Genomic DNA, 25,801 nt, shown 5'->3' with positions numbered 1-25,801 from the left:
AGCCTCCTTCCTGGACTACTGTAATAGTTCTTCCAACATATCTCGATCCCACAGAACAACACCTATTTTATCTGCCAGCTTGCGTGCGCTTCCGGTAAAATATTGGTTGGTAAGTACCATTGCGACATGGCATTCGTAATATGCACGCCCGGCATAGACCTGTTGTACAGCATCAATACCAACCGGGGAGTCATAACGTTTGCACTGGATCGCGTAAGTTATACCATCGCGTCTTGCCAAAACATCTACACCAAAATCAACACTTGCCTGTGTATTCTCTGCAAATTCGAAACCGTTTGCTACCAGTATATCACAAGATAGTGCCTCGAAATCAGCACCGGATATCTGGTCAAGGTCGCGGGAGTGATAAACACCTTTGCGGAAGATGGATCTTTTATGTGACAGGCATATGATCCTATATATAATGAATAAGCTGCTCAGTCCACAAAAAGCTGCTCCGGGAGTTCGTAAAGCAGTAGGTGTTCCCTTGTAAAATAAAGACAAAAGACAACCTAGGACAGCTATCATGCACAAACATGTGGAGATTGCTAAGCGGATAGTAATGTAACGAGGTCTCATACAAACAATTCCTTTCTTTTGGGGTATTAGTAGTATAGCAGAACAAATGTTCTTTGTAAAGAGAAATGTTGTAAAAAAAATTAAAAAAATTATTACTTGACATATGTTGTAGGTGCGTGTACGATTGAATTACTATCTTTTTTGTGCTATAATAATCCTAAAACATCGTAATTTGAATGGAGAAACAGCAAGGCTATTATTGTAGTACCGGGAAGTATATATGAGAGGATAATTCAACATATGTAGATGTTGATCGATTCATTACAGATAAGAAAATGGAGGATAAAAATGGTAGTTCAGCCAAAAGTTAAAGGATTTATGTGCACGACGGCGCATCCGGAGGGATGTAAAGAATCAGTGAGAAGACAGATTGAATATGTTAAGTCTCAGCCGAAAGCAGAAGGCCCTAAGAAAGTACTTGTGTTGGGGGCGTCTATGGGTTATGGGCTCGCAAGCCGAATTGCACTTACATATGCTTGTGGCGCAGATTCTATCGGTGTTATTTTTGACAAGCCCGGTAAGGAGAAGAGAACAGCCAGCGCAGGCTGGTACAACACAGCGGCGTTTGAGCAGTTTGCACAGAATGATGGTCATTATGCGAAGTCAATTAATGGAGATGCGTATTCTCAGGAGATTAAAGAGGAGACGATCGCATTGATCAAGAAAGACTTTGGTCAGGTGGATATGGTGATCTACAGTCTTGCAGCACCGCGTCGTAAGGCTCCGGATGGGGTGACATATCGTTCTGTTTTGAAAACAGTAGATAAAGAATTTACGAATCAAAGTATTGATTTGTTGACAAATGAACTCACCACAGTAACGATTCCGCCTGCGACTGAGGAGGAGATCAATGATACGATCAAGGTTATGGGTGGCGAGGACTGGATGCTTTGGATGGAAGCATTGCAGGAAGCAGATGTGTTGGCGGATGGTGCGAAGACAGTTGCATATTCCTACATTGGACCGGAGCTTACGTATCCGATCTATTATGATGGAAGTATTGGTCAGGCAAAGCAGGATCTGTATCGCACAGCAGATAAAATCAATGAACACATACAGGGAACAGAGGCATATGTTGCAGTTAATAAGGCGGTGGTAACACAGTCAAGCAGCGCAATTCCGATCGTTCCGTTGTATATATCAATTCTATTCAAGGTGATGAAGGAATTGAATTTACACGAAGGCTGTATTGAGCAAATGTATCGACTTGTTCATGACAGACTTTGCGTGGAGGGGGGAGTGCCTACGGATGAGAATCATTTGATTCGTATGGATGATTATGAAATGAAACCGGAGGTTCAAGAGGAGGTTAAAAAGATCTGGGAGAAAATTTCTCCGGAAAACCTATCAGAACTAACGGATATTGATGGGTATTGGCAGGAGTTTTACGAAATATTTGGATTTCGTATAGAAGGCGTGGATTATGATGCGGATGTTAATATTCAGACATCAATTCCGAGCATAATTTCTGCAGAATGATCTTGAAATACTCTGGTTGAAGCGGAAGGTGTAGACAGTGAGATTGGAGGTGCTAGTATGAACAAGGTAATCACAATTGGCAGACAGTATGGCAGCGGTGGTAGAGAGATTGGACAGAAAGTAGCAGAATATTATGGAATTCCATTTTATGACAATGAATTGATCACCAGAGCCGCGAAAGAGAGTGGTTTTGCAGAGGAAAATTTTGCAAAAGCAGAGGATCGAGCGACAAACAGTCTGTTATATTCTCTTGCAATGGGGATCAATGTGTATGGCAATCAGGATTTTGGATTCAATGGATTATCGTTGGATGATAGAATTTTTTTGGCACAATCGGATGTCATTCGTAAAGTGGCAGATGAGGGACCGTGTGTTATTGTTGGCAGATGTGCCGACTATGTTCTCAAAGAGCGGGATAATATTGTCAATCTGTTTGTGAAAGCATCCATGAAGTTTCGAATTGATCGAGTGATATCAGAATATGGAGAAGCACCGGATAAGGCAGCAGATATCATATTGAAAAATGACAAAAGACGAGCGAATTATTACAATTACCATGTAGGTGAGAAATGGACCAATCTTAATAACTATGATATGGTTATACGTAGTGATTTTGTTGGCATCGACCAAACAGTGGAGTGCATTTGTAAGTATTTAGGGGAAAAATGATCCAGACGGATCAAAAATTGCAAATTGGTGTCTGACGGCCCCATAATTTGCAGGGCTGTGGGAGAAGGGAGGATTATTATGGAAACTTCATTAAAGGCAATGAGAAAATTGACTAGAGAGAGTGACCATATTGTGTTGATCAGTGGACTTGGCGTGGCACGCGCAGCGGGATTAAATGGCGTTCGCGCAGAACATATTGCATATGATATTGAGCAAAAATATGGATACTCGAATGATGAAATTATTTCATCCATGTTTTTGTCAAAAAGGGTAGAGATATTTTACCAATATTATAAGGAGATCATACTAAATTGCGCATTGCAACCGACTTCGATACACGAAGGTGCTTTGCGTCTTCAGCAGGCAGGAAAGCTTGATGCGATCGTGAAGCGAACGGTATATCCATTATATGAGATGGCTGGTTGCGATGACGTGATAGAGCTTCATGGTTCTGTGGAGAAGAACTATTGTCCAAACTGTGGTAAGGTATACGGATCAGACTTTATACGACATGCGGTAGGAATACCGTCATGTACGAAGTGTGGTGTGCCATTGCGGCCCGGATTTACTTTGCTGGGTGAAATGGTAGACAATGGCAAAATATCGGCTGCAGCAAATGCTGTAGAAAACGCTGATCTTTTACTGATCGTTGGAACATCAATAAGATCTCCGTTGTGTTTAAATTTGACGAAATACTATAAAGGCGATAAAATGCTTCTGTTAAATACCCACGAGAAGGTAGGTGATGATCGCGCCAACTATCGTGCTTATGGGGATTTATGCGAATTGTTTAAGTATGTGGCAGACATTCCTCTTCCGCAGAATAAGAAAAAGAAGCAGAAAGACAAAATTCAGGAGGCAGAAAAGAATGAGCAAGATAAGAACAAGATTTGCACCTAGTCCAACAGGACGCATGCATGTAGGTAATTTGAGAACCGCATTGTATGAGTATCTGATCGCACGCCATGAACATGGAACGTTTGTACTTCGTATTGAAGATACCGATCAGGAGCGTTTTGTGCCGGAAGCGTTGGATATCATTTATAATACAATGAAACTTACCGGATTGCAGCACGATGAAGGACCAGACAAAGATGGTGGTTATGGTCCATATGTGCAGAGTGAACGTATGAAGACAGGTGTGTACTTGGACTATGCTAAACAATTAGTGGAAAAAGGAGAGGCTTATTACTGCTTTTGTACGAAAGAGCGTTTGGAAGAGCTGAGAGCATCCAGTAAAACAGAAGATGGCAAGGAAATTGCAAAATATGATAAGCATTGTCTGCATCTTTCCAAAGAAGAAGTTCAGGCAAAGCTTGACGCAGGGATTCCTTACGTTATTCGTCAGAACAATCCGACAGAGGGAACAACGACCTTTCATGATGCCATTTACGGCGATATTGAGGTAGATAATGCAGAACTTGATGATATGATCTTGATCAAGACAGATGGTTATCCAACATATAATTTTGCGAATGTTGTAGACGATCATTTGCAGGAGATCACTCATGTAGTGCGAGGCAATGAGTATCTTTCATCTGCTCCAAAATATAATCGTCTGTATGAGGCGTTTGGCTGGGAAGTGCCGGAGTATGTACATTGTCCAACCATTACAGATGAGAATCATAAAAAGCTTTCAAAACGCTGTGGACATTCATCTGTAGAAGATTTGTTGGATCAGGGATTTTTGCCAGAGGCAATCATTAACTTTGTTGCGTTACTGGGCTGGAGTCCGACAGAAGACAGAGAGATTTTCTCACTGAAAGAGCTAGAGGAAGTGTTTGATTACCATCATATTAGTAAATCTCCGGCTGTTTTTGATATTGTAAAACTGCGTTGGATGAACGGTGAATATATCAAGGCAATGGATATGGATGCATATATGGAGCATGCTCTTCCGGTTGTTAAAGAAGTGGTGACGAAAGATTACGATCTTAAGAAGATCGCTGAATTGCTGAAGACGCGTATTGAAGTATTTCCGGATATCAAAGAGAAGATTGATTTCTTTGAGGAATTACCAGAGTATGATGTAGCGATGTATACACACAAGAAGATGAAGACCAACACAGAGAATTCATTGGAAGTGTTGCAAGATATGTTACCACGACTGGAGGCAATGACAGATTTCTCAATTGATGAGATTGAGGAAGTATGCAAAGCCTATATCGCAGAAAAAGAGTTGAAAAACGGTCGTGTACTGTGGCCGCTTCGAACTGCAGTTTCCGGCAAACAGATGACACCGGGCGGTGCATATGAGATTATGGAAATCCTTGGAAAAGAGGAGTCGCTTGCACGTATCCGTAAAGGAATTGAAATGCTGAGCGAGGCAGCAGATGAAGAATAGAAGATCAAAAGTAATTCATACAGGGGCAACGTTAATGCGTTGCCCTTTTATTGAGTAGGAGGATTATGAGGGAACTAAACGAAGAGCAGAGAATTGCTGTATCGCATTTTGCCGGACCGATGTTAGTTTTGGCGGGACCTGGTTCCGGAAAGACATATACAATTACAGAGCGTATCAAACGATTGGTTAATGAGCATGATGTAGCTCCCGGCAATATTTTAGTCATTACCTTTACGAAAGCGGCGGCTGCTGAGATGAAGCAGCGCTATTTGGCAGAGGGAGGCAAGGGCGGTGTTCAATTTGGAACATTTCATGCGGTTTTCTTTACGATATTAAAATATGCTTATCATTATAGTGCAGATAACATTATACGTGACGAGATGAAGTATCGTATTTTGCGGGATCTGGTTGCTGAAAGCAGATTAGAAATACAGGATGAAAATGAGTTTCTGGTGGATCTGACTGCGGAGATCAGTCGTGTGAAAGGAGAGCGGATAGAGCTGGAGCACTATTATTCGCCGATCTGTCCTGGGGATACATTTCGACAGATATTTACGAAATATCAACATTGCTTAGAGAAGAAGCGGCTTATTGACTTTGATGATATGCTGGTATATTGCTACGAACTTTTGGAACAGCGGCCGGATATTCGCGCACTGTGGCAGCAAAAATATCCATATATTTTGATCGATGAATTTCAAGATATTAATCGTGTCCAATATGAGACAGTTAAACTGTTGGCGCAGCCGAAAAACCATCTTTTTGTAGTAGGAGATGACGATCAATCTATATATGGATTCCGAGGAGCACGACCGGATATTATGAAGCAATTTCTGGCGGATTATAAAAACGCACAAATATGTAAGCTGGGTGTAAACTACCGCTGTAGTGCCAATATTGTAAAAGCGGCAGGGAATCTGATTGCCCATAATCAAAATCGTTTGCCAAAGGACATCCTCGCAGCGCATGAGGCGGGAGCTGAGGTCGAGAACCTTTGTTATGAAAAAAGTGCTGAGCAAAATGAAGCGATACGGCAGCAGATTTTGGAGTATCGTAAAAAGGGAGTTTTGTACAGGGAAATGGCAGTACTGTTTCGAACCAATCCTCAGGCGCGCGGACTGACGGTAAAGCTGATGGAGTATAACATTCCTTTTGAATTAAAGGAGCATTTGCCAAATTTATATGAGCACTGGATCGCAAAAGATATATTGACCTATATCGAGGTGGCGCAAGGGGCAAGGGAGCGAAGTAAGGTGATGCGTATCATTAATCGACCAAAACGCTATGTACATCGGAATGCTTTTACGGAAACTTATGCAGATTTTGAAGAATTAAAATTATTTTATGAAGATAAAGATTGGATGGTTGACCGTATAGAGCAATTACAATCAGACCTTGCCATGCTGGTGTCGCTAAAACCATATGCTGCCATTAATTTTATTCGTAAGGGAATCGGTTACGATGAATATATTCGAGAATATGCAGAGTACCGGGGAATCCGCGCTGAGGATATGTTTGATATATTGGATGAATTACAGGAAGATGCGAGAGCGTGTGAGACCACGGAGGCATGGTTTGACTATATAAAACAATATGGCGAGGCGCTGCAGGAGCAAGAAAACAAAAAATACGAAACCAAAGAAGATGCGGTACAGCTATTGACAATGCATGGTGCCAAAGGATTGGAATATGAAATCGTGTTTCTTCCGGATGTCAATGAAGGTGTTGCTCCTCACAACAAAGCGGTTTTGGATGCAGATGTGGAAGAAGAACGACGACTTTTTTATGTTGCAATGACGCGCGCAAAAACAAAGCTAATTATGAGCTATGTAAAGACCAGACTTCATCATGAAACTGATCCGTCGCGTTTCTTGGACGAGATATTTCCGGAATCTGCCAAAAGTCAGAAATGACAGCATTATGCGAACAGTGTGGGAAATGATCATTAATTAACTCAAAAATAAACTTTCCCCGGAAAAAATCAAAAAAAGGGTGTAAAGATGCGCAAGGTATTGTATAATAAGGAAGTTCGAGTGGCTTTGAAAAGCAGCCAACTTTGCAGAGAGTAGTTTGGAGAAAACAAACGATATAGAAAGTGGCTTCGAAAAGCAGCCAACTTTGCAGAGAGTAGTTTGGAGAAAACAAACGATATAGAAAGTGGCTTTGAAAAGCAGCCAACTTTGCAGAGAACCGTTTTGGAAGTAACGAAATGAATGGAGGAAAATATGGCACTTAGTAAAGAGGACATTTTTAAGACAGGTCCCTCTCCGGAAGAGGAAAAATATAATACTGCCGTAGAACTGATGGATGCAATCGACTGTGTCGAGAGATTTGAGAGAGCGGTAACGTCGCTTCGCTCCGCAGCCGCCATGTTTGAGGAGTTGGGAGATTATGAGGATGCCAGGAAGCGTCGTAAGCAGTGCGCAGATAAGGCAGATCAGATAGAACGTGAAGGTTGCGAGAAAACCTTACAGACGGCGAAAGATATGTATGACAAAGCAAAAACAAAGAGTGACTACATTGCTGCAAATAGCGAGTATCGGAGATTAAAGAAATTTGCAGCATATGCAGATAAAGCAGAAGCAGGAGACAAAGCTTGCCATGCGGGGATTCGCAAGATTGAAACGCGCAAGGTGTATAAGCGTCGCGCTATTGCATTGGCAGTAATTGTTGTTATCTGTACGGTGATCATGGTAACTCCATTGTCGTATATCGTAAAAGGTTTTGGGCATAAAATGCTTGGCGATTACAAAGCTGCCATCAATTCATATGATCAGGTAGAATATTTGCCGGGTGTAGGAAAAATGAAGAAATCCTGTTATTACAAGATCGCCAAGAAATATGACGATGATAATCACCATAAGAAAGCAATGAAAGTATACCGTTTAGCGGGTGCATATGCAGATGCAGAACACCGCACAACCCGTTACCAAAAACGCTTTATGCGTAAGGCAGAGATTGGAACTAAAGTATACTATGCCGGAATGCGCTGGATGGTATTGGATAAAGCTCTGTTAGGGGAAAAAGCGATGTTGATTCGCAGCACACCGCTGAGTAAGGATGAATTGCCATCCGGAAAAGAGGGCGAGAATCTAAAAGGCAAGAAATTGACAGAGTTCCTGAATGGAAAATTTACGAGTGCTAATTTTAGTGATCGTGAAAAGGTAATGATGGGAAAAGAAATTACGGCAAAAAAACGTGCCGGTATGCAAACGGTTGAGACCAAAAAAGAAGATATTGTTAAGAATCCAATATTTGTATTGCCGGAAGATACGATTTCAGAATATAAAGACAATCTTCCGCCCAACTGGGATCCGAATGGAATCTACCCGGTTGTATGGGTAAGTTTCCGATAAATTGAAACAGGACCTGCGTGACGTGCCGGACATGTGTTTATCAGGATCTGCGTGACAGGCCGGGCATTTGTTCACCAGGACCTGCGTGACGTGCCGGTTGTTAAATCGTTATACTGGAATTAGAAAGTCCCTGGATATACTTACGGTATTCCAGCGGGCTTTTTCCTGTTTCAGCCTTAAATTTTCTTGAGAAATAATTACTGTCTGAAAAACCGCAGAGTAAAGCGATCTCTGTGATCGAAAGATGGGGATTTTGCAGAGCTTTCATAGCGGCCTGAATGCGCAATATCGTCATATATTTTGTAGGACTAATGCTGTATATGCGCTGAAAGATCCGGCGGAAATGTCTGGAGGACAATCCGGAATACTGTGCAAGTTCTTCGATGGATAAATCTTCATTGTAATGATTTTCCATATAAGCAATAGTATTTGCGATGGAAACAACCTCTTTACTGTCAGATTTTTGGGACACGTCATAAAAACGTGACAACGAAGTAAAAAGCTGTGAGAGCAGACTGATGATCATTGTCTGATAGCCGGGGAGTTTAGTTTCGTATTCATTTTTGAGTGAAGCGATCAACGTGTGGATTTCTTCATATTGTGCTAAGTTCAACGTTAATTGTCGTTTAAAACCTTGGGTTTTGGTTAAGGTGGGTTCAATGACAAAAAGTGCATGAAAGCCTGCCGTTGTTTTAATATCACTTTGATAGTCCAAAAAATAGGACAGGTGGAACATGATATTACATATATGAAAATTTTTGGGGTGTTTATAGCCGTGTGCAGTATTATTACTGATCACAAAAACATCCCCCTTACGGATTGGATACTCTTCTCCGTCCACCACATGTGTGGCGGTGCCGCTCAGCACGATCACAAGCTCTGAAAAATCGGCATGTGTATGTAGACACAGATCTTCGTCATGTGTTCCATATTGTATAAAAAAAGGAAATGTTTCATCCTGTGTAAACCAATTCAAAAAAAAATTCATACGAAATCTCCATTCTATCTTCAGCACGTTTCTTTTGGGTGAAAATACAAACATTACTCCATGGTTCTATCCCCCCGTTCTGATGTTCCGCACTGTCTCTGCGCTGAAAACACAAACATTACTCCATGTTTCTATAACCATTTTCGTAAGTCCGAAAATGAAAGATATATGTATTTTTGTTCTATTGAACCACAAACATTCTTTTTGTATAATATACACAGTAATGGGGTTATGGTCGAACGATATTTTTCGTTTGCATCATAGTAATTTTACAATGAAAAGTTATTCTCGTCAAAATAAATATCACGATGCGAGAGCAAACTAACAGTTGCACCGAATATCCTATCGAAGAACAGAACGGAGGTTAACTATGGCAAATCCTTATTTACCATCTTGGGAGTATATCCCGGATGGAGAACCAAGAGTATTTGGGGATCGCGTATATGTATACGGATCACATGATCGTGTGGATTGCGAAAGATTTTGTGATTACAAATTAAAGGTGTGGTCTGCATCTGTCCATGATTTGAGTCATTGGACATGCCACGGAGATATTTTCCGATCAAAGGCAAAAGAGGGCAAAACAACGGATACACCTTGGACAGAACATGAATTATATGCACCGGACGTTGTAGAGAAAGATGGTAAATATTATCTCTATGCATATCTTGTAGATGCGAAAGGCTGTGTAGCGGTGAGTGACCGACCGGAAGGCCCATTTACGATGCTGTCCCAGTATCAGTACAATATACCGGATCATTATGACAACGGTACGTTTATCGACCCGGGTGTATTGGTTGATGATGACGGAAGAGTATACGTGTATTGCGGATTCTTGGGATCTTACATGTGTGAACTGAACGGGGACAATATGTATGAAGTCGTGGATGGAAGTTATCAGACGGACATTATTCCGGTTACGGAGACGGAGGATGGATTTTTTGAAGCCTGTTCCCCACGAAAAGTAGGAGATACCTATTATTTGATCTATTCACCTAAAATTGGCAGCAGGCTTGCATATGCTACATCGGATTCTCCAACCGGGCCATTTACATATCGAGGATATATTGTGGATAATGGCGTCGACTATCCGGGTGGTAATGATCATGGCTCCATCTGTCAGATTAACGGACAGTGGTATATTTTTTATCATCGCATGACCAATGGCTCGATCATGTCACGCAGGGGCTGCGTGGAGCGGATCGAGATATTAGAAGATGGCACGATCCCAACCGTGGAAATGACATCTCTTGGATTTGAGGAATCGTTAAATCCGTATGAAGCAACGGCGGCAGATACGGCATGTGTCCTGAAAAACATACAGACAAAAACTGCTCAATTGGAGGAAAATGTTGAAAGTACAGGCCAGCATTTATGCAATGAGCCGGAAGCAGATACAACGGAGCAGCCGTCAGAGGCAGAACCTAAGGTTGACACAGAGTCAAAGGAAGAGAAAATTGAGGCAGATGAACCAGCGGCATTCATCACAGAATTAGATCCTTTTACAAGAATCATCACTAATATTACCGATGGCTGCGTAATGGGCTGGAAGTATTTTGATTTTGGCGATGATTTTACCGGAGATGAAATGACATTTATGGCAAAAGTACATCCGCGGGGCTGTCATGGCAAACTGCATATTTGTATCGACGATGAGCAGACAGAAATTGGCGTGGCAGAGTTTGAGCGAGATAGCACTACGCTTCGTACAAAAGTGCAAAACGTCACAGGAAGACATGCGGTTTATCTGATCGCACAGTCAGAATATAATGGATGGTCAGCTTGCTATTTTGAACGTCGCCAGTTATTCGACCTAGAGGCATTCCAATTTTGCAAATAGAGGATTTCACAGCAAAGTTGTTTATTCTTAGGGCGTTCCAATTTTGCAAATAACACCCTTGCCCACAATTAGTAGTTTACCTTATGCTCAATTTTTGATAAAATATTATCAGTATTATGCAGGATGCGCTCTCGCGAAGTTCATACATATTATTTCGAGAGCACATTAGATAAAAAGGAGGAACTGCTAAATGAAACAGTTAATGATAGGTAACGCTGCAGTTGCACGAGGTCTGTATGAAGCGGGCTGTGGCGTTGCTTCCAGTTATCCGGGTACGCCAAGTACCGAGATTACGGAAGAAGCAGCTAAGTACGATGAGATTTATTGTGAGTGGGCGCCAAATGAGAAAGTAGCACTGGAAGTGGCTTTTGGTGCTGCCGTAGCGGGAAAACGCAGTTTTTGCGGAATGAAGCACGTAGGACTTAATGTCGCAGCAGATCCGTTATTCACGATCTCTTATACCGGAATCAATGCCGGAATGATCATCGGTGTTGCGGACGATGCGGGTATGCACTCATCCCAGAACGAGCAGGATTCAAGACATTATGCGATCGCTGCCAAGGTACCAATGTTAGAGCCTTCGGATTCTGCAGAGGCACTTGCATTCACAAAGATCGCTTATGAAATTTCTGAGAAATATGATACGCCGGTATTCATGAAAATGTGTACCCGTGTTGCACATTCACAGAGTTTGGTTGAAACATCCGAACGTGTGGAGCCGGCACTCAAAGAATATAAGAAAGACATAGCAAAATATGTTATGATGCCGGCAAATGCGAAACGCCGCCATCCAATTGTAGAGCAGCGTACCAGAGACTTGATCGCATACGCTGAGACAACACCACTCAACCGTGTTGAGATGGGTGATACTAAGATCGGAATTATAACATCTTCAACTTCGTATCAATATGTGAAGGAAGTGTTCGGAGACAATGCAAGTGTCCTGAAATTGGGACTGATCAACCCGCTTCCTGAAAAATTAATTCTTGATTTTGCACAAAAAGTAGACAAATTATTCATTATAGAAGAATTGGATGATATTATCGAGAGCCATTGTAAGAAATTAGGACTGGATGTGACAGGTAAAGACGTATTCCCATTAGAAGATGAATTTTCACAAAATCTGGTTGCAGAAAAGATGGGTATCCCGGTAGAGGAAAGCCTGACTTTGGATGAAAACATCCCGGTCAGACCGCCGGTAATGTGTGCGGGCTGTCCTCATAGAGGAATGTTCTACACATTATCCAAAAACAAATGTACCGTTATGGGTGATATTGGATGTTATACATTAGGAGCAGTTGCGCCATTGTCAGCAATCGACGTAACAGCATGTATGGGCGCATCCATCAGCTCGATCCATGGATTTAATAAAGCGCGTGGCGAAGAATCTGAAGGCAAGACCGTTGCCGTGATCGGAGATTCTACATTCATGCATTCCGGAATGACCGGACTTGCTAACATTGCTTATAACATGAGCAATTCAACAGTTATTATCTTAGATAATTCCATTACGGGAATGACAGGTCATCAGCAGAATCCAACGACCGGTTACAACATCAAGGGCGATCCGGCAGGTAAGATCAATCTTGAAGCACTTTGCAAGGCGATGGGCTTTAACCGCGTTCGTGTCGTTGATCCATACGATCTGGAAGCATGTGATAAGGCAGTCAAAGAAGAACTTGCTGCCGCTGAGCCATCTGTGATCATCAGCAGAAGACCATGTGCACTTCTCAAATATGTTGAGGTAAAACCTCCTTTGAATGTTGATAAAGACAAATGCAAGGGCTGCAAAATGTGCATGAAGCTTGGCTGTCCGGCAATTAGTATTAAGGGCGGCAAAGCGCAGATCGACAACACACTTTGCGTTGGCTGCGGCGTTTGTAAACAGCTTTGCAAATTTGATGCAATTACGGAATAGGAGGACGCAAAAATGACGAAAAATATTATGATCGTAGGTGTAGGTGGTCAGGGTTCTCTGCTTGCCAGCAAGCTTTTAGGACATGTACTTCTCAGTCAAAATTATGATGTAAAAGTATCTGAGGTACACGGAATGAGTCAGCGCGGAGGAAGCGTTGTAACATATGTGCGCTATGGTGACAAAGTGTATTCACCGATCATTGACAAAGGACAAGCAGATGTTATTATCTCTTTTGAGAAATTAGAGGCAGCCAGATACATGAACTATCTCAAGAAAGGCGGCAAGATTGTCGTTTCTGATCAGGAAATCGACCCGATGCCGGTTATCACAGGAGCAGCAGAGTATCCGGAGAATCTCATCGAAAAGATGAAAGCTGCCGGGGCGGATATTGATGATATGGATGCATTGTCTCTTGCTATGGAGGCAGGCAGTCCAAAAGCGGTAAATATCGTGCTTATGGGACGAGTATCACGTTACTTCCCGGAGATCAGCGAGGAAGCTTGGCTGGCGTCTTTGGAAGCGTGTGTACCGCCGAAGTTCTTGGAGATGAACAAGAAAGCGTTTATGCTGGGACGCAACTAGAATAAAGATATATTAGCGGTTTACAATGCGAAGGAAATTCGCAAAGCAAGTTTTGGGAGGGGAAGCTCCCGAACTTGCAATATGAGAGAGGAATGGGTGAATACCATGGCACAAAATTATTTTCAGCCGGAAATCGAAACGATGCCGGTAGAAGAAATCAAGAAACTGCAGAGTGAGCGACTTGTTAAGCAGGTGAAACACATCTACGACAATGTTCCATTCTACAAAAATAAAATGGACGAGGCAGGGATCAAACCGGAAGATATTCATGGCGTTGAGGATCTGCATAAATTACCATTTATGGAGAAGGACGACTTAAGAGATCAGTATCCATATGGACTGTTAGCGATGCCATTAAAGGATTGTGTACGCATCCAGTCAACCAGTGGTACAACAGGAAGGCGTGTGGTAGCTTTTTATACACAGCATGATCTGGATCTATGGGAAGACTGCTGTGCCAGAGCGATCGTAGCAGCCGGTGGTACCAAAGAAGATATTGTGCATGTATCCTATGGTTATGGATTATTTACCGGTGGTTCCGGCTTAAATGGCGGTTCCCACAAAGTTGGATCCCTAACGATCCCAATGTCTTCCGGTAATACAGAGCGTCAGATTCAGTTTATGACCGATCTGGGATCCACGATCCTTTGCTGTACACCGTCTTATGCAGCATATTTGGCAGAGAGTATTCATGAGAAAGGCGTACAGGATCAGATTAAGTTAAAGGCAGGTATCTTTGGTGCAGAGGCGTGGACTGAGGAGATGCGACATGATATTGAGGAAAAACTTGGTATCAAAGCATATGATATCTATGGCCTGACAGAGATTTCCGGACCGGGTGTAGCCTTTGAGTGTTCTGAGCAGAACGGTATGCATGTCAATGAAGATCATTTTATTGCAGAAGTAATCAATCCAAAGACGGGGGAGGTTCTTCCGGATGGAGAAAAAGGTGAGCTTGTATTTACAAGTATCACGAAAGAGGCATTCCCGCTGCTTCGTTACCGCACGAGAGATATTTGTATCTTGAGCCGCAAGAAATGTTCCTGCGGACGTACACATATCAAAATGACAAAACCGTTGGGTCGCAGTGATGATATGTTGATCGTCAAAGGTGTGAATGTATTCCCATCACAGATCGAAACGGTATTGATGAATAAAGGATATGCGGCAAATTATCAGATCATCGTTGATCGTGTCAACAACAGTGATACGATCGAGGTACAGGTGGAGATGACGCCGGAGATGTTCTCAGACAGCATGAGCGAAGTTACGGCAAAGGAGAAAGAATTGGTAACTGCATTGAAAGCAATGCTTGGTATTTATGCGAAAGTAACTCTTGTAAATCCGAAAACAATTACAAGAAGTGAAGGTAAGGCGGTACGCGTTATCGATAAGAGAAATTTGTATAAATAATGTAAAAATGAATGGGGGTGTCCACTATGATGGTTAAGCAGATTTCTGTATTTTTGGAAAACAAGCCGGGTAAATTAAAAGAGCTGACCGATGTACTTCGTGAAAATAATATTAATATGCGTGCATTATCGGTTGCGGATGCGCAGGACTTTGGTATCGTTCGATTGATCGTTGATGATGTCTACAATGCATCCACAGTGATAAAAGATGCAGGTTATGTATCTTCTACGAAGGATGTTATGGCGATTGAGTTGTCGGATCAGCCGGGAAGTCTGGCAAATGTGTTAGATATTTTTGGCGAGAATGGGATCAATGTTGAATATATGTATGCTTTTAACACGCATACATCCGGTAAGGCGCATTTGATCTTCCGTGTTACCGATATTAAGAAAGGTGCAGAAGTGCTGAAAGCGAGCGATGTTCGTCTGATCAGTCAGGAAGACTTAGCGAAACTGTAAAGAAATGTTACGTGCAACATAAAGAATGGCTGTCCTGCAGTTTGATCCGCAGGACAGCCGTTTCTTTACTTTTTTATAGGAAACTGCTCACAATGTGGTGTTATACCACCAAGAATTGCTTTAGCAATTCTTGCAGAGCAAAAAACGTAGGCTTTGCTCTTTTATAAGTTATGGCATAAATAGTTGTTTATTCGTATAAGGAAATTCCAAATCTAACTTTGCGGTAGATCTTAAAAATAATGACAGCGATCAAGCCGATCACCGTGCCGCCAGTTAAAACAATTCCAAAAATACTTCCAATAATAATTAAAATCCACAATGGTATACTCATAATAATCCTCCATAAATCTAAAAATAAGAACGCTAGACTTTTTATTACGCTACTCGCTATCGTGGATTAAAGTGGCTTTTTACCATCCTGCCGCTGTATATAACGCAGAATTGTCCTGCAGCTAAAGGTAATATTGCCAATGCAGGTACAGTCTGCCATTTCCGAAATATAGGAAATCTTTGAATCTAAAATATGTACCAAGGACAAGAATACTCGTACTTTTGCATTGCTTCTGCGACCGTCTCTTACACCACGCAGACTGGAGGCGTCGCGTGATTGTATGCCGAGCAGATCTTCTGTGCAAAAATCAGCATTTCGTAGGATATTTGCCGAGGCATGCAGTATCGTATCCTGATCTGAAAAAACAACTTTGTGATTGGCGAATGTGAACTGAGATGCAGCTTGATGCAGTTCGGGAACATCAAGAAAAATACCGTTGAGGATAAACACCAAAACGAGGAACAGACTGATCCAACGCCTATGCTGCTTCTTCATATTCTTCGCCTCACTTTCCGTTTTTAATCTTTGATCCCAAATGTGCATAATTCAGTATATGAGAAGATGGAATCCCTGACTATTTTAACACTAAATAATTATGTTGTCGACATGGAGTTCTCGGTTGAGATTTAACCTGAAAAAGATTTGTCAAGACATATTTTAAAATTTTTCATAAAAAAATATAGTCGAATTTTTACATGAAATAGTCGAATTTTTACATGGACATTGAAATTCGCAATGGATTTGTTAAAGTGAAAATGGAACTTTGAGATGCACATTGTCCAGATGGAGGACACACATGATAACCAAACTTGTGGATCGGATGATAGGTCAGGAAATTTTGGAAAGCGAGAACCGTGATGAATATATTTATGCTTTGACAATACGAGCAGAGCAAGTCATTACGTATACCTTGCTAGCGATGGTATGTTTATGGACGCATAACATACTGGAGGGATTAATATACGCTGTTGCTTTTAAAGGGATACGGCAGTACTCTGGCGGATATCATGCGAAAACCTTGCTTGGTTGTTTGGTGGGAACGATTGCGATGCTATTGGCAGTAGTCAGATGGATAGCGCCTTTTCTTCAAGCACACCCGATTGTAATGATTTTTCTAGTGATAATCAGCATTTGTGTATTGTTTATATTTTCACCGGTTAATCATCCCAATCTCAATCTGTCAAAGGAAGAGATGTCTGATTGTCGAAAAGGTGTTTATGTAACGATATTGACAGAAGTATTGATTGCAAGCTGTCTGTATCTATTGTCAGGGATTCTGCACATATTTATTGCATCGGCAATTATCCTATGTGCGCTGACGGTAATCTTGGCCAAATTACTTCGTCAGGAAATAATGTGAAACATTATGGAACAATGTGCTTATAGTATTAACAAATGGAGGATTATTATGGAAAAGAAAGAGAACCCAGTAATGAAGTTGACCGGTAAGATTGTAAAACGAGATGTGAGAGTCATTGAACAGGGATGGCCTCCGATGTGTGTAGGATTTTTACATCAGCCGGTAAGACCACAGTCATTGCAACATAAAGATGTTACGGAGAGGGCGGTTTTTAATTGAGGGGAACTTGAGGGGATGATTCAGGATGGAGGAACGGAATGAAAACAGGAATGAAATGTCTGATCTTACTGTGTATTGGTGCAGCGCTGTGCTATGGGATATATTCGTTTGATCAGGTGAACAGAGAGAATGACCGGCTGAAAGTGACAACATTCAGCGACAGGAAGCCGCAGACCATAAACGGAACAGAGTATACGGTACTGAAGAATACGATTTGCGACTATTCCAAGATCAAGGAGCAGTATCCGGTCATTGAACCCATGTTGGATGTTGACGGAGATGTTGCAAAAGGAAAGCCGGGACGTCTGAAAGTGCTTTTGGTAAAGATGCGGATCAAAAACAGTTCAGAGCATATGCAGTATTTGGATCTCGCAGATATCGTTATTAAATCCCCGGCGTATGGCAATGCCCTGTCCACAGAGATGTTTTGTGAGATCAATCACATTGAGTCCTGTATGCTCGCCATTGCACCGGGCGTAGAGGTGCCGGTAACGCTGCCGTATGAACTGTATGAAATATCGTTTTCCGATGCTCATTTTCGTGATCTGCAGAAGCTGCCGTTTTCTATCGTACTGACATCGTATCCGGACATCCGTGAGATCAGTCTTTCGAACATTACATATAAGGCAGGTACTTCCTCTAAATCTGCACAAAAACAACAGAAAGCAAAGAAAAAGGATACACCGGAGGGTTCCATCCTTGACATGGATCAGGAGTGCATTTATGAGGAAGTGGGATATCGGATCGAAGAGGTTGCGTATACCACAAATGTTAAACGCTATAAAGAATATAAACGGAAAGGTCTGTATGATCCGGAGTTAGTGGATTCGAAGGGAAACGTGCAGCCAAGTGACCCTGAGCTAAAGGGCGGTGCAGGCACATGTTATATGATGTTTATCAAGTGCAGGATCAAAAATTATTCTGACACGGCAAAACGGATCCGTGCTTCCGTACCGGCGACGGGAAATTATATGAAAGATGGCAGGTATGCATATGAAGGGGATAATACATATTTTACCTGTAGTAAAAAGATAGAGTTTGATCCGGATGTCATTCAGCTCAATCCGGGAGAAGAGGTAACGTGTGTTACCGGAAAACAGCAATATTGCCATAAGAAGTACTGGGACATTGACAAGACGGACTTTTATGTACGGCTGTGCGGCAGAGGCGATGGTATTTCGGAACCGGATAAGCTGGATCCACGGGCGGGTGTGCTCGGAACGGCAGTCAACATACTGGTAAAAAGTTCGCAGATCAAGAAGAAATAAGGAACAGATAACAGGAAATAATGATAAAGGGGATAAGACAGTATGAATATATCAATCGAACACGTGACAAAGAAGATCAAAAACGCCACCGTACTAAAGGATATCTGTTTGGAAATGAAAGGCGGAACAGTGTATGGCCTTCAAGGTAAGAACGGCTCCGGCAAGACCATGCTGATGCGGGCGATATCCGGACTGATCCGTCCGACAAGCGGACGGATCGTGATCAATGGTGAGCAGCTGCATAAAAATATATCGATTCCGAGAAGCATTGGATTATTGTTAGAAAATCCGTCGCTTCTTCCGGAATATGATGCTTCCCAGAATTTAAAACTTTTGGCAAAGATGCAGGGCGGAGTGCCTGAAGAGGAGATCCGGCAGCTGATCCGTGATGTGGGACTGGAAGATGCCGGACACAAAAAGGTAGAGAAGTATTCTCTCGGTATGAAACAGAGGCTTGGCATAGCTGCAGCAATCCTTGGGAGTCCGGACATCATTCTGTTGGATGAGCCGATCAATGCGATCGACGGAGAAGGTGTGGAAGAGATACGAAGCCTTATTCTGTCCCTGAAGAATGAGAAACGGATCATTATCGTGGCATGTCATGACAAGGAAGAGATGAACCTGCTTGCAGATGAGATCGTGCATCTGCGCGATGGAAGGATCGAGGGACAGGAGAATGGAGGGGCAGCATGAAGTTTGGAAGGATGTTGAAGTACGATCTGCGTTATGGTACCGTCAGACGTTTTGGATATTACCTGCTTCCGCTGCTGCTTGGAGTGGCAGATGCCGTGAGACAGGTGTTGAATTATTATAAAGTGCGTAATCCGGGAACCTTATTGGATCACTGGCTGATCATGACGGCAGGAACACAGCCTTATCAGCCAAATACACTGCATTCATACAATTTTCCGACGATATGGCTGATCATGCAGGCATTTATGCTTCTGGTGGTAAACGGATATACATCCGGGGATCTGGAAGAGCATGGCAGCGTCATGATCGTGAAGAGCCGGTCACGTGCAGGCTGGTGGCTGTCAAAATGTGTCTGGTGTATGTTCAGCACACTGCTTGCCTATGTGATCTACTACATACCGATGTTTCTTATCTTTGCATGGCGCGGTATCCCGATGAAAATGCATCTGACCAAGCGTCTCGTCACCACGTCGGTGGAAGGATTCTTAAACTGGAAGACGGCAGATGTGTGTGCCGTGGTTCTGTTTATTCCGGTTGCTGTGATGATGTTTCTGTGTCTGTTACAGATGCTGTTAGAAGTAGTCTGGTCGCCGGCAGTGGCAATCATACTCTTGTTGGTGATACAGGGAATTTCGGCGTATAAACAGAGTGTTTTCCTGTGGGGCAATTGGGGAATCCCGGTCCGTATGCTGAAGACGCCGATCGGGTATATTGGCAATCTGCGGTGCTCCATAGCAGGGATCATTGTATGCATTGTCATCGGAACAATACTGTTTAAGCGTAGAGATCTGCTGTTTAAAGAATAGAGAGGAAAGAATTATGATCGAAACGGAATTAAGAAGAGCATTTCGTAGTCGTGGGATGTTAGTTGTAGTTTTAGTGGCGGTTATCCTGGCTGCCGGTAACTTATATAGTTCGCTGCAGATGGACAGGCACTTTGCGGAGATACGGAAAATGATGTTGGAACAGCATGATGTGACGTATTATCCGTATATAGCATTTGAAAAATATATCGGAGACAATATGTTCCTACCGTATAACGGGATTTATTATATTTTGTTCCCGATCCTCGCCGTGCTGCCGTTTGGAACAAGCCTGGTACGTGATGAGCAGCTGCATTATACCAGAAACATTCTGGTAAGACAGAGTAAGAGAAGATATTTTTTGGCAAAATACATCGCAGCATATGTCAGTGGTGCCGTTGCAGTGTTATTACCGTTAGCGCTGTCGTTTGCACTGTGTGCGACAAAGTATCCGTGTGCGGAATTGTACCAGAGAGCCCAACGTAGCGTCATAATGGACAGAAATATGTTTTCGCAGTTTTATTATACGGCTCCATGGATCTACATGCTGATCTACTGGTTCGTCAACATGCTGGCGGGGGGGATGCTTGCCGGAACGGCGCTGTTACTTTCCCAGTTTATCCATAAGAGGATGTCAGTGGTATTTATCCCATTTATCGTGTATTCCTATATGGCGTATCTTTTTGGCGGCCAGGCACAGTACGAAAGGTTTTCCTTAAAAAGTGTGATCAACATGTCAGAAGGTGCCATCACGGTGACGGCAGAGTACACAGCAGTCATGCTTGCGAGTGTAACTCTGGTCACTTTTTTGGTCTATTATGTTGTCGGTATCACGAAAGAGAGGATACATTAACATGGCAAAGTATCAGACAAACAAAACAAAGCGGATGCAGCATGGGAACGACGTGTGCTGCAACGCTATCCGATCCTGCGTGGCAGTGTGAAGTATATTCAGATAGAGGAGCTGCCACGTACGATGAATGGAAAGTTGGATTATAAGAAACTGCAGGAATACATCTGAAATCCTTGATTTTATGTCTTAGGTGATTGACTTTTCCCCACCAAGAAAGGATAATAGAATAGATGCATATGCTTGCTTTTTGTCGATGGGCATACGGCATGGAAAATGGGAAAGGCAGGACGTGAAATATGGGTAATAAATATGATGTGATTATTGTGGGGGCAGGACCGGGAGGCATTTTTTCAGCATATGAGCTGGTGCAAAAAGCACCCAATCTTAAAGTGGCAGTATTTGAGGCAGGTCATGCTTTGGAGAAACGTCACTGTCCGATCGATGGTGATAAGATAAAGAGTTGTATTAATTGTAAGAGCTGCTCCATCATGAGTGGTTTTGGTGGTGCTGGTGCATTTTCCGATGGTAAATATAATATTACGAATGATTTTGGTGGAACTTTATACGAATATGTTGGCAAGCAAAAGGCAACAGAATTAATGAAATATGTGGATGAGATCAATATGCAGTATGGTGGCGAGGGCACGAAAATGTATTCTACAGCAGGAACACATTTTAAGAAGCTTTGTCTCCAAAATAAATTGAACTTATTAGATGCATCCGTACGGCATTTGGGTACAGATATCAATTATGTTGTATTAGAAAATCTCTATGCGTTCTTAAAGGATAAAGTGGATTTCTACTTTGATACGTTAGTAAATCGTGTAGAACGACAGGGCGAGGCATATCGTGTATGTTGTGATGATGCGGATTATGATTGCGCAAAATGTATTATTTCCGTAGGACGCAGTGGAAGCAAATGGATGGAAAAAGTATGTAATGAATTGGATATCAGCACAAAATCCAATCGTGTAGATATTGGTGTGCGCGTGGAACTGCCGGCAGTTATCTTCTCGCATTTAACGGATGAACTTTATGAGAGTAAGATCGTATATCGCACTGAGAAGTTTGAAGATCGTGTGCGTACGTTTTGTATGAACCCTTATGGCATTGTGGTCAATGAAAATACAAATGGCATTGTTACGGTGAATGGACATAGTTATGAAGATGCGGATAAACAGACCGACAATACAAACTTTGCGCTGCTGGTCGCAAAGCATTTTTCAGAGCCGTTCAAGGACAGCAATGGATATGGCGAGAGCATTGCAAGACTGTCGAATATGCTGGGTGGAGGCGTGATCGTACAGCGTTTTGGAGACTTGGTGCGTGGAAGACGAAGCAACGCAAAGCGTATTGCAGAGGGACTGGTAGAGCCGACATTGGCAGCAACGCCGGGTGATTTGAGTTTGGTACTTCCGAAACGCATTCTAGATGGGATTATTGAAATGATCTATGCCTTAGATAAGATTGCACCGGGAACTGCCAATGATGATACACTGTTATACGGTGTTGAGGTGAAGTTTTACAATATGGAAGTCGAATTGGATCACAATCTGGAGACAAAATATAAGGGACTGTATATTATTGGAGATGGCAGTGGAGTGACCCATTCCTTGTCGCATGCATCGGCAAGTGGTGTCTATGTTGCACGTCAGATCGTGGAAGGAACCGGGGTAGATCGATGAAGCTTAAAATAGCAGTATGTGACGATGATCTGCAATGGAGCGAACGGATCCGCCAAAGTATTTCTGAGTATATGTGCCATGTGAATCAACAGTGCGACATTCAGGTGTTTGAAAGCGGAGAGGAGCTTTGCGGTGCATTTCATGGATCGCACTCGTTTGATATTGTTTTTTTGGATGTTGATATGGATGAGATGGATGGAATGGAAACTGCAGAAATGATTCGTTCCAGAAGCAATCAGGTAACGATAGTATTTATTACCGGAGTTGTGGAAGCTGCACCGCGAGGCTATCAATATGGTGCGATGCGCTACATTATGAAGCAGGATATCGAGGAATTGCTGCCGGAATGTTTAGGGAGCTTTTTGAAGCAATATTCCGGTATGGATGTGTCTTTCAACATTAAATTTCTTACCGGAATGGAGAACGTTAATTTATCACAATTGGTTTATGTGGAGAGTAAGGCTCGTAAATTATGTTATGTGTTTGCGGATAAAGTGTTGGAACTGTATGATAATATTACAACGGCACAGAAACAATTGGAGCCATATGGTTTTGTTAGGATTCATCAGAGTTTTTTGGTGAATATGAAGTATATCCAGAAGATCAGTAGTTATCGCGTATATCTTACAACGCACAAAGATTTGCCGGCTACGAAAGCGAGATATCAAGAGGTAAAAGATCAATTCTTTGAGTACATAGAATATGATAGCGAGGGGTAGTGTACTATGGTAGATTACATACAAGGAGTGATATTGGTACTATTTGAAGCGTTAATATGTAGTGCGTTTTTGAGTAGTTTCCTACAACGTAAGCATAGAGAAATCCGTTGGCAGATGCTTGAGGTAGCATCTTTGGCGGGCTTGTATTTGATAAGTGCAGCCACCACATATTATTCAAAATCGCTCCTGATAAGGGGCGGTGGACAGGTGCTTGCAGTGATACTGGTTGCCGTCATATTTTATCAATGTAAGTTGGTTCATGTTTTAGTGTTAGATCTGGCTTTTTATGGTATTATGATTGCGGTTGATGGGGGAGGCATTGTAATCTCTGAGGCTTTGTTTCGACGAAACCTATTAGAGAATCCAATGTTTCAGGTGATGATATCATTGCTTTTTAAGATGGTTACTTTGGTGATTGTCGTGATGATCCGTTATATATGGTCACGAAAAAAACATGTTATGGAAATGCAGAGAGTAGAGTGGATAATGTTGTTTCTTTTTCCACTTATGACAGTATGCATCATGATTATTTTGATGACAAGTTATGGAAATGGGACGATGCTTGCCGGTTATGTCGGGATATCTTTAGGGATGATTGTTGTTGACAGTGTGTTGTTTGTGCTGCTTAGTTATATTTCTGACCGCGAGCGGAAATTGCGTTTGCTTCAGCTGCAGCAGACGCGGGCTCAGGAACGCTTAAAAATGTATCAGGAACTAAATGTTACCAATACATATCACAAAAAGATATTGCATGATTACAGTAATCAGCTGCATTGCATTCAGGGATTGATGGCGGATCAACAATACGAGAAGGCAAAAGAATATGCACAGAAATTGACAAATGACCTTTGTCAAGGCAGTGATTTTATTGATGTCCATAATACGATTGTGAATGTTGTCTTAAATCAAAAGTATCGTTTGGCAACACAGAAAGGCATCAAAATAATATTTGATATCATGGACTTTTCGGAGATTAAATTAGACGATCAGGATGTTGTGATCTTGCTGTCCAATTTGTTGGACAATGCGATAGAGGCGACTGCGAAAGAAACAGCGCACAAGGTGATCAAGATCAAATTATTAAATAAAAACGATACCGTCATCATTAGTATTAGTAATCGAATAAGTAAACCTGTTAAAATCGTTAATGGAATGATTCAGACATCGAAATCTGATAAAGAAAATCATGGTATTGGACTGAATAATATTATGACAATCGTGAAAAAGTATGATGGCGATGCGAGAATGCGATATAAGGATGGATGGTTTTATTATACGGCTATACTATAATGAAAAGACAGAAGGAGGATAATGATGGCAGAAAGCATGAAAGATTTTGAAACGGAGTTAGAACAATCTTTTCAGGTGATCAAAGAAGGTGATGTGCTGGAGGTAGAGGTCATTGGTATTTCAGAGACAGAACTTACCGTCGATCTGAATTACTATACGGAGGGAATCATTCCGCTTGAGGAATGCAGTGATGATCCTGCATTTTCGATAAAAAATGACTGCAATATAGGCGATCGCATTCAAGCGATGGTCATTGATGCGGAGAATGAAAATGGTGTTGTGATCTTGTCCAAAAAGGCGGCGCACAACCTAATGATATGGGATGAATTGGAAGAAGATTATCAAAATCGTACAGTATTTCAGGTTAAGATCACCGATACGACATCCGGTGGAATTATTGGATATGTGAAAGGGGTACGTGCGTTTATTCCGGCTTCCAAGATCGAGCTGAATTACGTAGAAGATACCTCTGGTTATTTGGGGATGACATTGGAGGCAATGATCATTACTGTGGATAAAGAGGCAAAGAGATTGGTCTTGTCGGCGAAAGAAATTCAAAAAGAGCGTAAGGCAAAAGAATATGTCCAAAAAGTTGGACAGCTTACGGTGGGAGATGTAGTGACCGGAACGGTGGACCGCATCGAATCTTATGGTATATTTATTACGATTGGAGAGGATCTGACCGGCTTATGTCATATATCGCAGATTACCAATAAGTTTATTAAGTCGCCAAAAGAGATTGTCAAACTGGGCGATACGGTTACTGCGCAGATCATTAAGTTAGAGGGAGACCGCGTTTCGTTGAGCATGAAGGCGCTGACAGAGGACGAAGTCCCAAAGGAAGAAGATGACTATGAGATCCCTAAGGAATTTCAGGCAGATCATGAAGAGGATGCTGATGCCAGTCCGTTTGCAGCACTTTTGAAAGGAATCGAATTGTAACCATAATATGTC

General features: G+C 42.2%; 25 protein-coding genes. 21 read left to right on the top strand and 4 right to left on the bottom strand.

Going from position 1 to position 25,801, the window contains the following annotated elements; genetic code table 11:
• Nucleotides 1–15: 15 nt before the first annotated feature.
• A complete protein-coding gene (locus tag DXB73_RS04760) occupies nt 16–504 on the bottom strand; it encodes a restriction endonuclease (protein WP_182448220.1) in 489 nt (162 codons plus the stop codon).
• Between the two features lie 363 nt (nt 505–867).
• On the opposite strand from DXB73_RS04760, the gene fabV reads away from it, so the two are divergent.
• From fabV to DXB73_RS04730, 6 genes are all read left to right on the top strand, one after another.
• Entirely contained in the window at nt 868–2,058 is a 1,191-nt protein-coding gene (gene fabV / locus DXB73_RS04755) for an enoyl-ACP reductase FabV (protein WP_118690295.1), read from the top strand.
• Between the two features lie 57 nt (nt 2,059–2,115).
• The gene (locus DXB73_RS04750; protein ID WP_118507362.1) at nt 2,116–2,727 is read left to right on the top strand and encodes a cytidylate kinase-like family protein; all 612 of its coding nucleotides are present in this window, start codon (nt 2,116–2,118) and stop codon (nt 2,725–2,727) included.
• A gap of 78 nt (nt 2,728–2,805) precedes the next feature.
• Nucleotides 2,806–3,627 (top strand): Sir2 family NAD-dependent protein deacetylase, encoded by an 822-nt coding sequence (locus DXB73_RS04745; RefSeq protein WP_118690294.1) that lies wholly within the window; start codon nt 2,806–2,808, stop codon nt 3,625–3,627.
• The gene (gene gltX, locus DXB73_RS04740; RefSeq protein ID WP_118507360.1) at nt 3,596–5,071 is read left to right on the top strand and encodes a glutamate--tRNA ligase; all 1,476 of its coding nucleotides are present in this window, start codon (nt 3,596–3,598) and stop codon (nt 5,069–5,071) included. The genes DXB73_RS04745 and gltX overlap by 32 nt, the downstream gene beginning before the upstream one ends.
• A gap of 65 nt (nt 5,072–5,136) precedes the next feature.
• Nucleotides 5,137–6,984, top strand: a complete 1,848-nt coding sequence (locus DXB73_RS04735) for an ATP-dependent helicase (RefSeq protein ID WP_118690293.1) — start codon at nt 5,137–5,139, stop codon at nt 6,982–6,984.
• A gap of 312 nt (nt 6,985–7,296) precedes the next feature.
• The gene (locus tag DXB73_RS04730) at nt 7,297–8,427 is read left to right on the top strand and encodes a hypothetical protein (RefSeq protein WP_118690292.1); all 1,131 of its coding nucleotides are present in this window, start codon (nt 7,297–7,299) and stop codon (nt 8,425–8,427) included.
• A 100-nt stretch (nt 8,428–8,527) separates the two neighbouring features.
• On the opposite strand, the gene DXB73_RS04725 is transcribed toward DXB73_RS04730, so the two are convergent.
• Entirely contained in the window at nt 8,528–9,415 is an 888-nt protein-coding gene (locus tag DXB73_RS04725; protein ID WP_182448221.1) for an AraC family transcriptional regulator, read from the bottom strand.
• 370 nt (nt 9,416–9,785) lie between these two features.
• Here DXB73_RS04725 and DXB73_RS04720 point away from each other — a divergent pair, with 370 nt between their 5' ends.
• The 5 genes from DXB73_RS04720 to DXB73_RS04700 all read left to right on the top strand — a co-directional run bounded on the left by DXB73_RS04720 (nt 9,786) and on the right by DXB73_RS04700 (nt 15,626).
• Nucleotides 9,786–11,255 (top strand): family 43 glycosylhydrolase, encoded by a 1,470-nt coding sequence (locus DXB73_RS04720; RefSeq protein WP_118690290.1) that lies wholly within the window; start codon nt 9,786–9,788, stop codon nt 11,253–11,255.
• Between the two features lie 190 nt (nt 11,256–11,445).
• Nucleotides 11,446–13,173, top strand: coding sequence for an indolepyruvate ferredoxin oxidoreductase subunit alpha (gene iorA / locus DXB73_RS04715; protein WP_022025494.1), 1,728 nt, complete (start codon nt 11,446–11,448; stop codon nt 13,171–13,173).
• A 12-nt stretch (nt 13,174–13,185) separates the two neighbouring features.
• The gene (locus DXB73_RS04710; RefSeq protein ID WP_022025493.1) at nt 13,186–13,755 is read left to right on the top strand and encodes an indolepyruvate oxidoreductase subunit beta; all 570 of its coding nucleotides are present in this window, start codon (nt 13,186–13,188) and stop codon (nt 13,753–13,755) included.
• A gap of 105 nt (nt 13,756–13,860) precedes the next feature.
• Complete coding sequence (locus DXB73_RS04705) at nt 13,861–15,168, top strand: phenylacetate--CoA ligase (protein ID WP_118508019.1); 1,308 nt, start codon at nt 13,861–13,863, stop codon at nt 15,166–15,168.
• A gap of 26 nt (nt 15,169–15,194) precedes the next feature.
• The gene (locus DXB73_RS04700; RefSeq protein WP_022025491.1) at nt 15,195–15,626 is read left to right on the top strand and encodes an ACT domain-containing protein; all 432 of its coding nucleotides are present in this window, start codon (nt 15,195–15,197) and stop codon (nt 15,624–15,626) included.
• Nucleotides 15,627–15,813: 187 nt separating this feature from the next.
• Here the strand turns inward: DXB73_RS04700 and DXB73_RS14470 are convergent, their stop codons facing one another.
• The gene (locus DXB73_RS14470; protein WP_022025490.1) at nt 15,814–15,957 is read right to left on the bottom strand and encodes a hypothetical protein; all 144 of its coding nucleotides are present in this window, start codon (nt 15,955–15,957) and stop codon (nt 15,814–15,816) included.
• Nucleotides 15,958–16,023: 66 nt separating this feature from the next.
• Nucleotides 16,024–16,452, bottom strand: coding sequence for a hypothetical protein (locus DXB73_RS04695; RefSeq protein ID WP_022025489.1), 429 nt, complete (start codon nt 16,450–16,452; stop codon nt 16,024–16,026).
• Between the two features lie 301 nt (nt 16,453–16,753).
• Between DXB73_RS04695 and DXB73_RS04690 the strand changes: the two genes are divergently transcribed.
• The 10 genes from DXB73_RS04690 to DXB73_RS04650 all read left to right on the top strand — a co-directional run bounded on the left by DXB73_RS04690 (nt 16,754) and on the right by DXB73_RS04650 (nt 25,789).
• Entirely contained in the window at nt 16,754–17,317 is a 564-nt protein-coding gene (locus tag DXB73_RS04690; protein WP_118690289.1) for an accessory gene regulator B family protein, read from the top strand.
• Between the two features lie 48 nt (nt 17,318–17,365).
• Complete coding sequence (locus tag DXB73_RS14465; RefSeq protein ID WP_182448222.1) at nt 17,366–17,536, top strand: hypothetical protein; 171 nt, start codon at nt 17,366–17,368, stop codon at nt 17,534–17,536.
• Between the two features lie 38 nt (nt 17,537–17,574).
• A complete protein-coding gene (locus DXB73_RS04685; RefSeq protein ID WP_118690288.1) occupies nt 17,575–18,804 on the top strand; it encodes a hypothetical protein in 1,230 nt (409 codons plus the stop codon).
• A 42-nt stretch (nt 18,805–18,846) separates the two neighbouring features.
• Nucleotides 18,847–19,497 (top strand): ATP-binding cassette domain-containing protein, encoded by a 651-nt coding sequence (locus DXB73_RS04680; protein WP_118690287.1) that lies wholly within the window; start codon nt 18,847–18,849, stop codon nt 19,495–19,497.
• Nucleotides 19,494–20,303, top strand: coding sequence for a hypothetical protein (locus tag DXB73_RS04675; RefSeq protein WP_118690286.1), 810 nt, complete (start codon nt 19,494–19,496; stop codon nt 20,301–20,303). Before DXB73_RS04680 ends, DXB73_RS04675 begins: the two co-directional genes overlap by 4 nt.
• 13 nt (nt 20,304–20,316) lie before the next feature.
• Nucleotides 20,317–21,153, top strand: coding sequence for a hypothetical protein (locus DXB73_RS04670; protein ID WP_118690285.1), 837 nt, complete (start codon nt 20,317–20,319; stop codon nt 21,151–21,153).
• Nucleotides 21,154–21,449: 296 nt separating this feature from the next.
• The gene (locus tag DXB73_RS04665) at nt 21,450–22,838 is read left to right on the top strand and encodes an NAD(P)/FAD-dependent oxidoreductase (protein WP_118508002.1); all 1,389 of its coding nucleotides are present in this window, start codon (nt 21,450–21,452) and stop codon (nt 22,836–22,838) included.
• Nucleotides 22,835–23,557, top strand: coding sequence for a LytTR family DNA-binding domain-containing protein (locus DXB73_RS04660; protein ID WP_118508003.1), 723 nt, complete (start codon nt 22,835–22,837; stop codon nt 23,555–23,557). The genes DXB73_RS04665 and DXB73_RS04660 overlap by 4 nt, the downstream gene beginning before the upstream one ends.
• A 6-nt stretch (nt 23,558–23,563) precedes the next feature.
• On the top strand, nt 23,564–24,847 hold the full coding sequence (locus DXB73_RS04655; RefSeq protein WP_118508004.1) for a sensor histidine kinase: 1,284 nt from the start codon (nt 23,564–23,566) through the stop codon (nt 24,845–24,847).
• A gap of 24 nt (nt 24,848–24,871) precedes the next feature.
• The gene (locus tag DXB73_RS04650; protein ID WP_182434283.1) at nt 24,872–25,789 is read left to right on the top strand and encodes a S1 RNA-binding domain-containing protein; all 918 of its coding nucleotides are present in this window, start codon (nt 24,872–24,874) and stop codon (nt 25,787–25,789) included.
• Nucleotides 25,790–25,801: the final 12 nt, after the last annotated feature.

The organism is Clostridium sp. OM05-6BH (assembly GCF_003481635.1).
In the GTDB taxonomy this organism is placed as follows: domain Bacteria; phylum Bacillota; class Clostridia; order Lachnospirales; family Lachnospiraceae; genus Butyribacter.
Note: the sequence above shows the minus strand (reverse complement) of the source record. Positions and strands in the feature narration are given on the sequence as shown.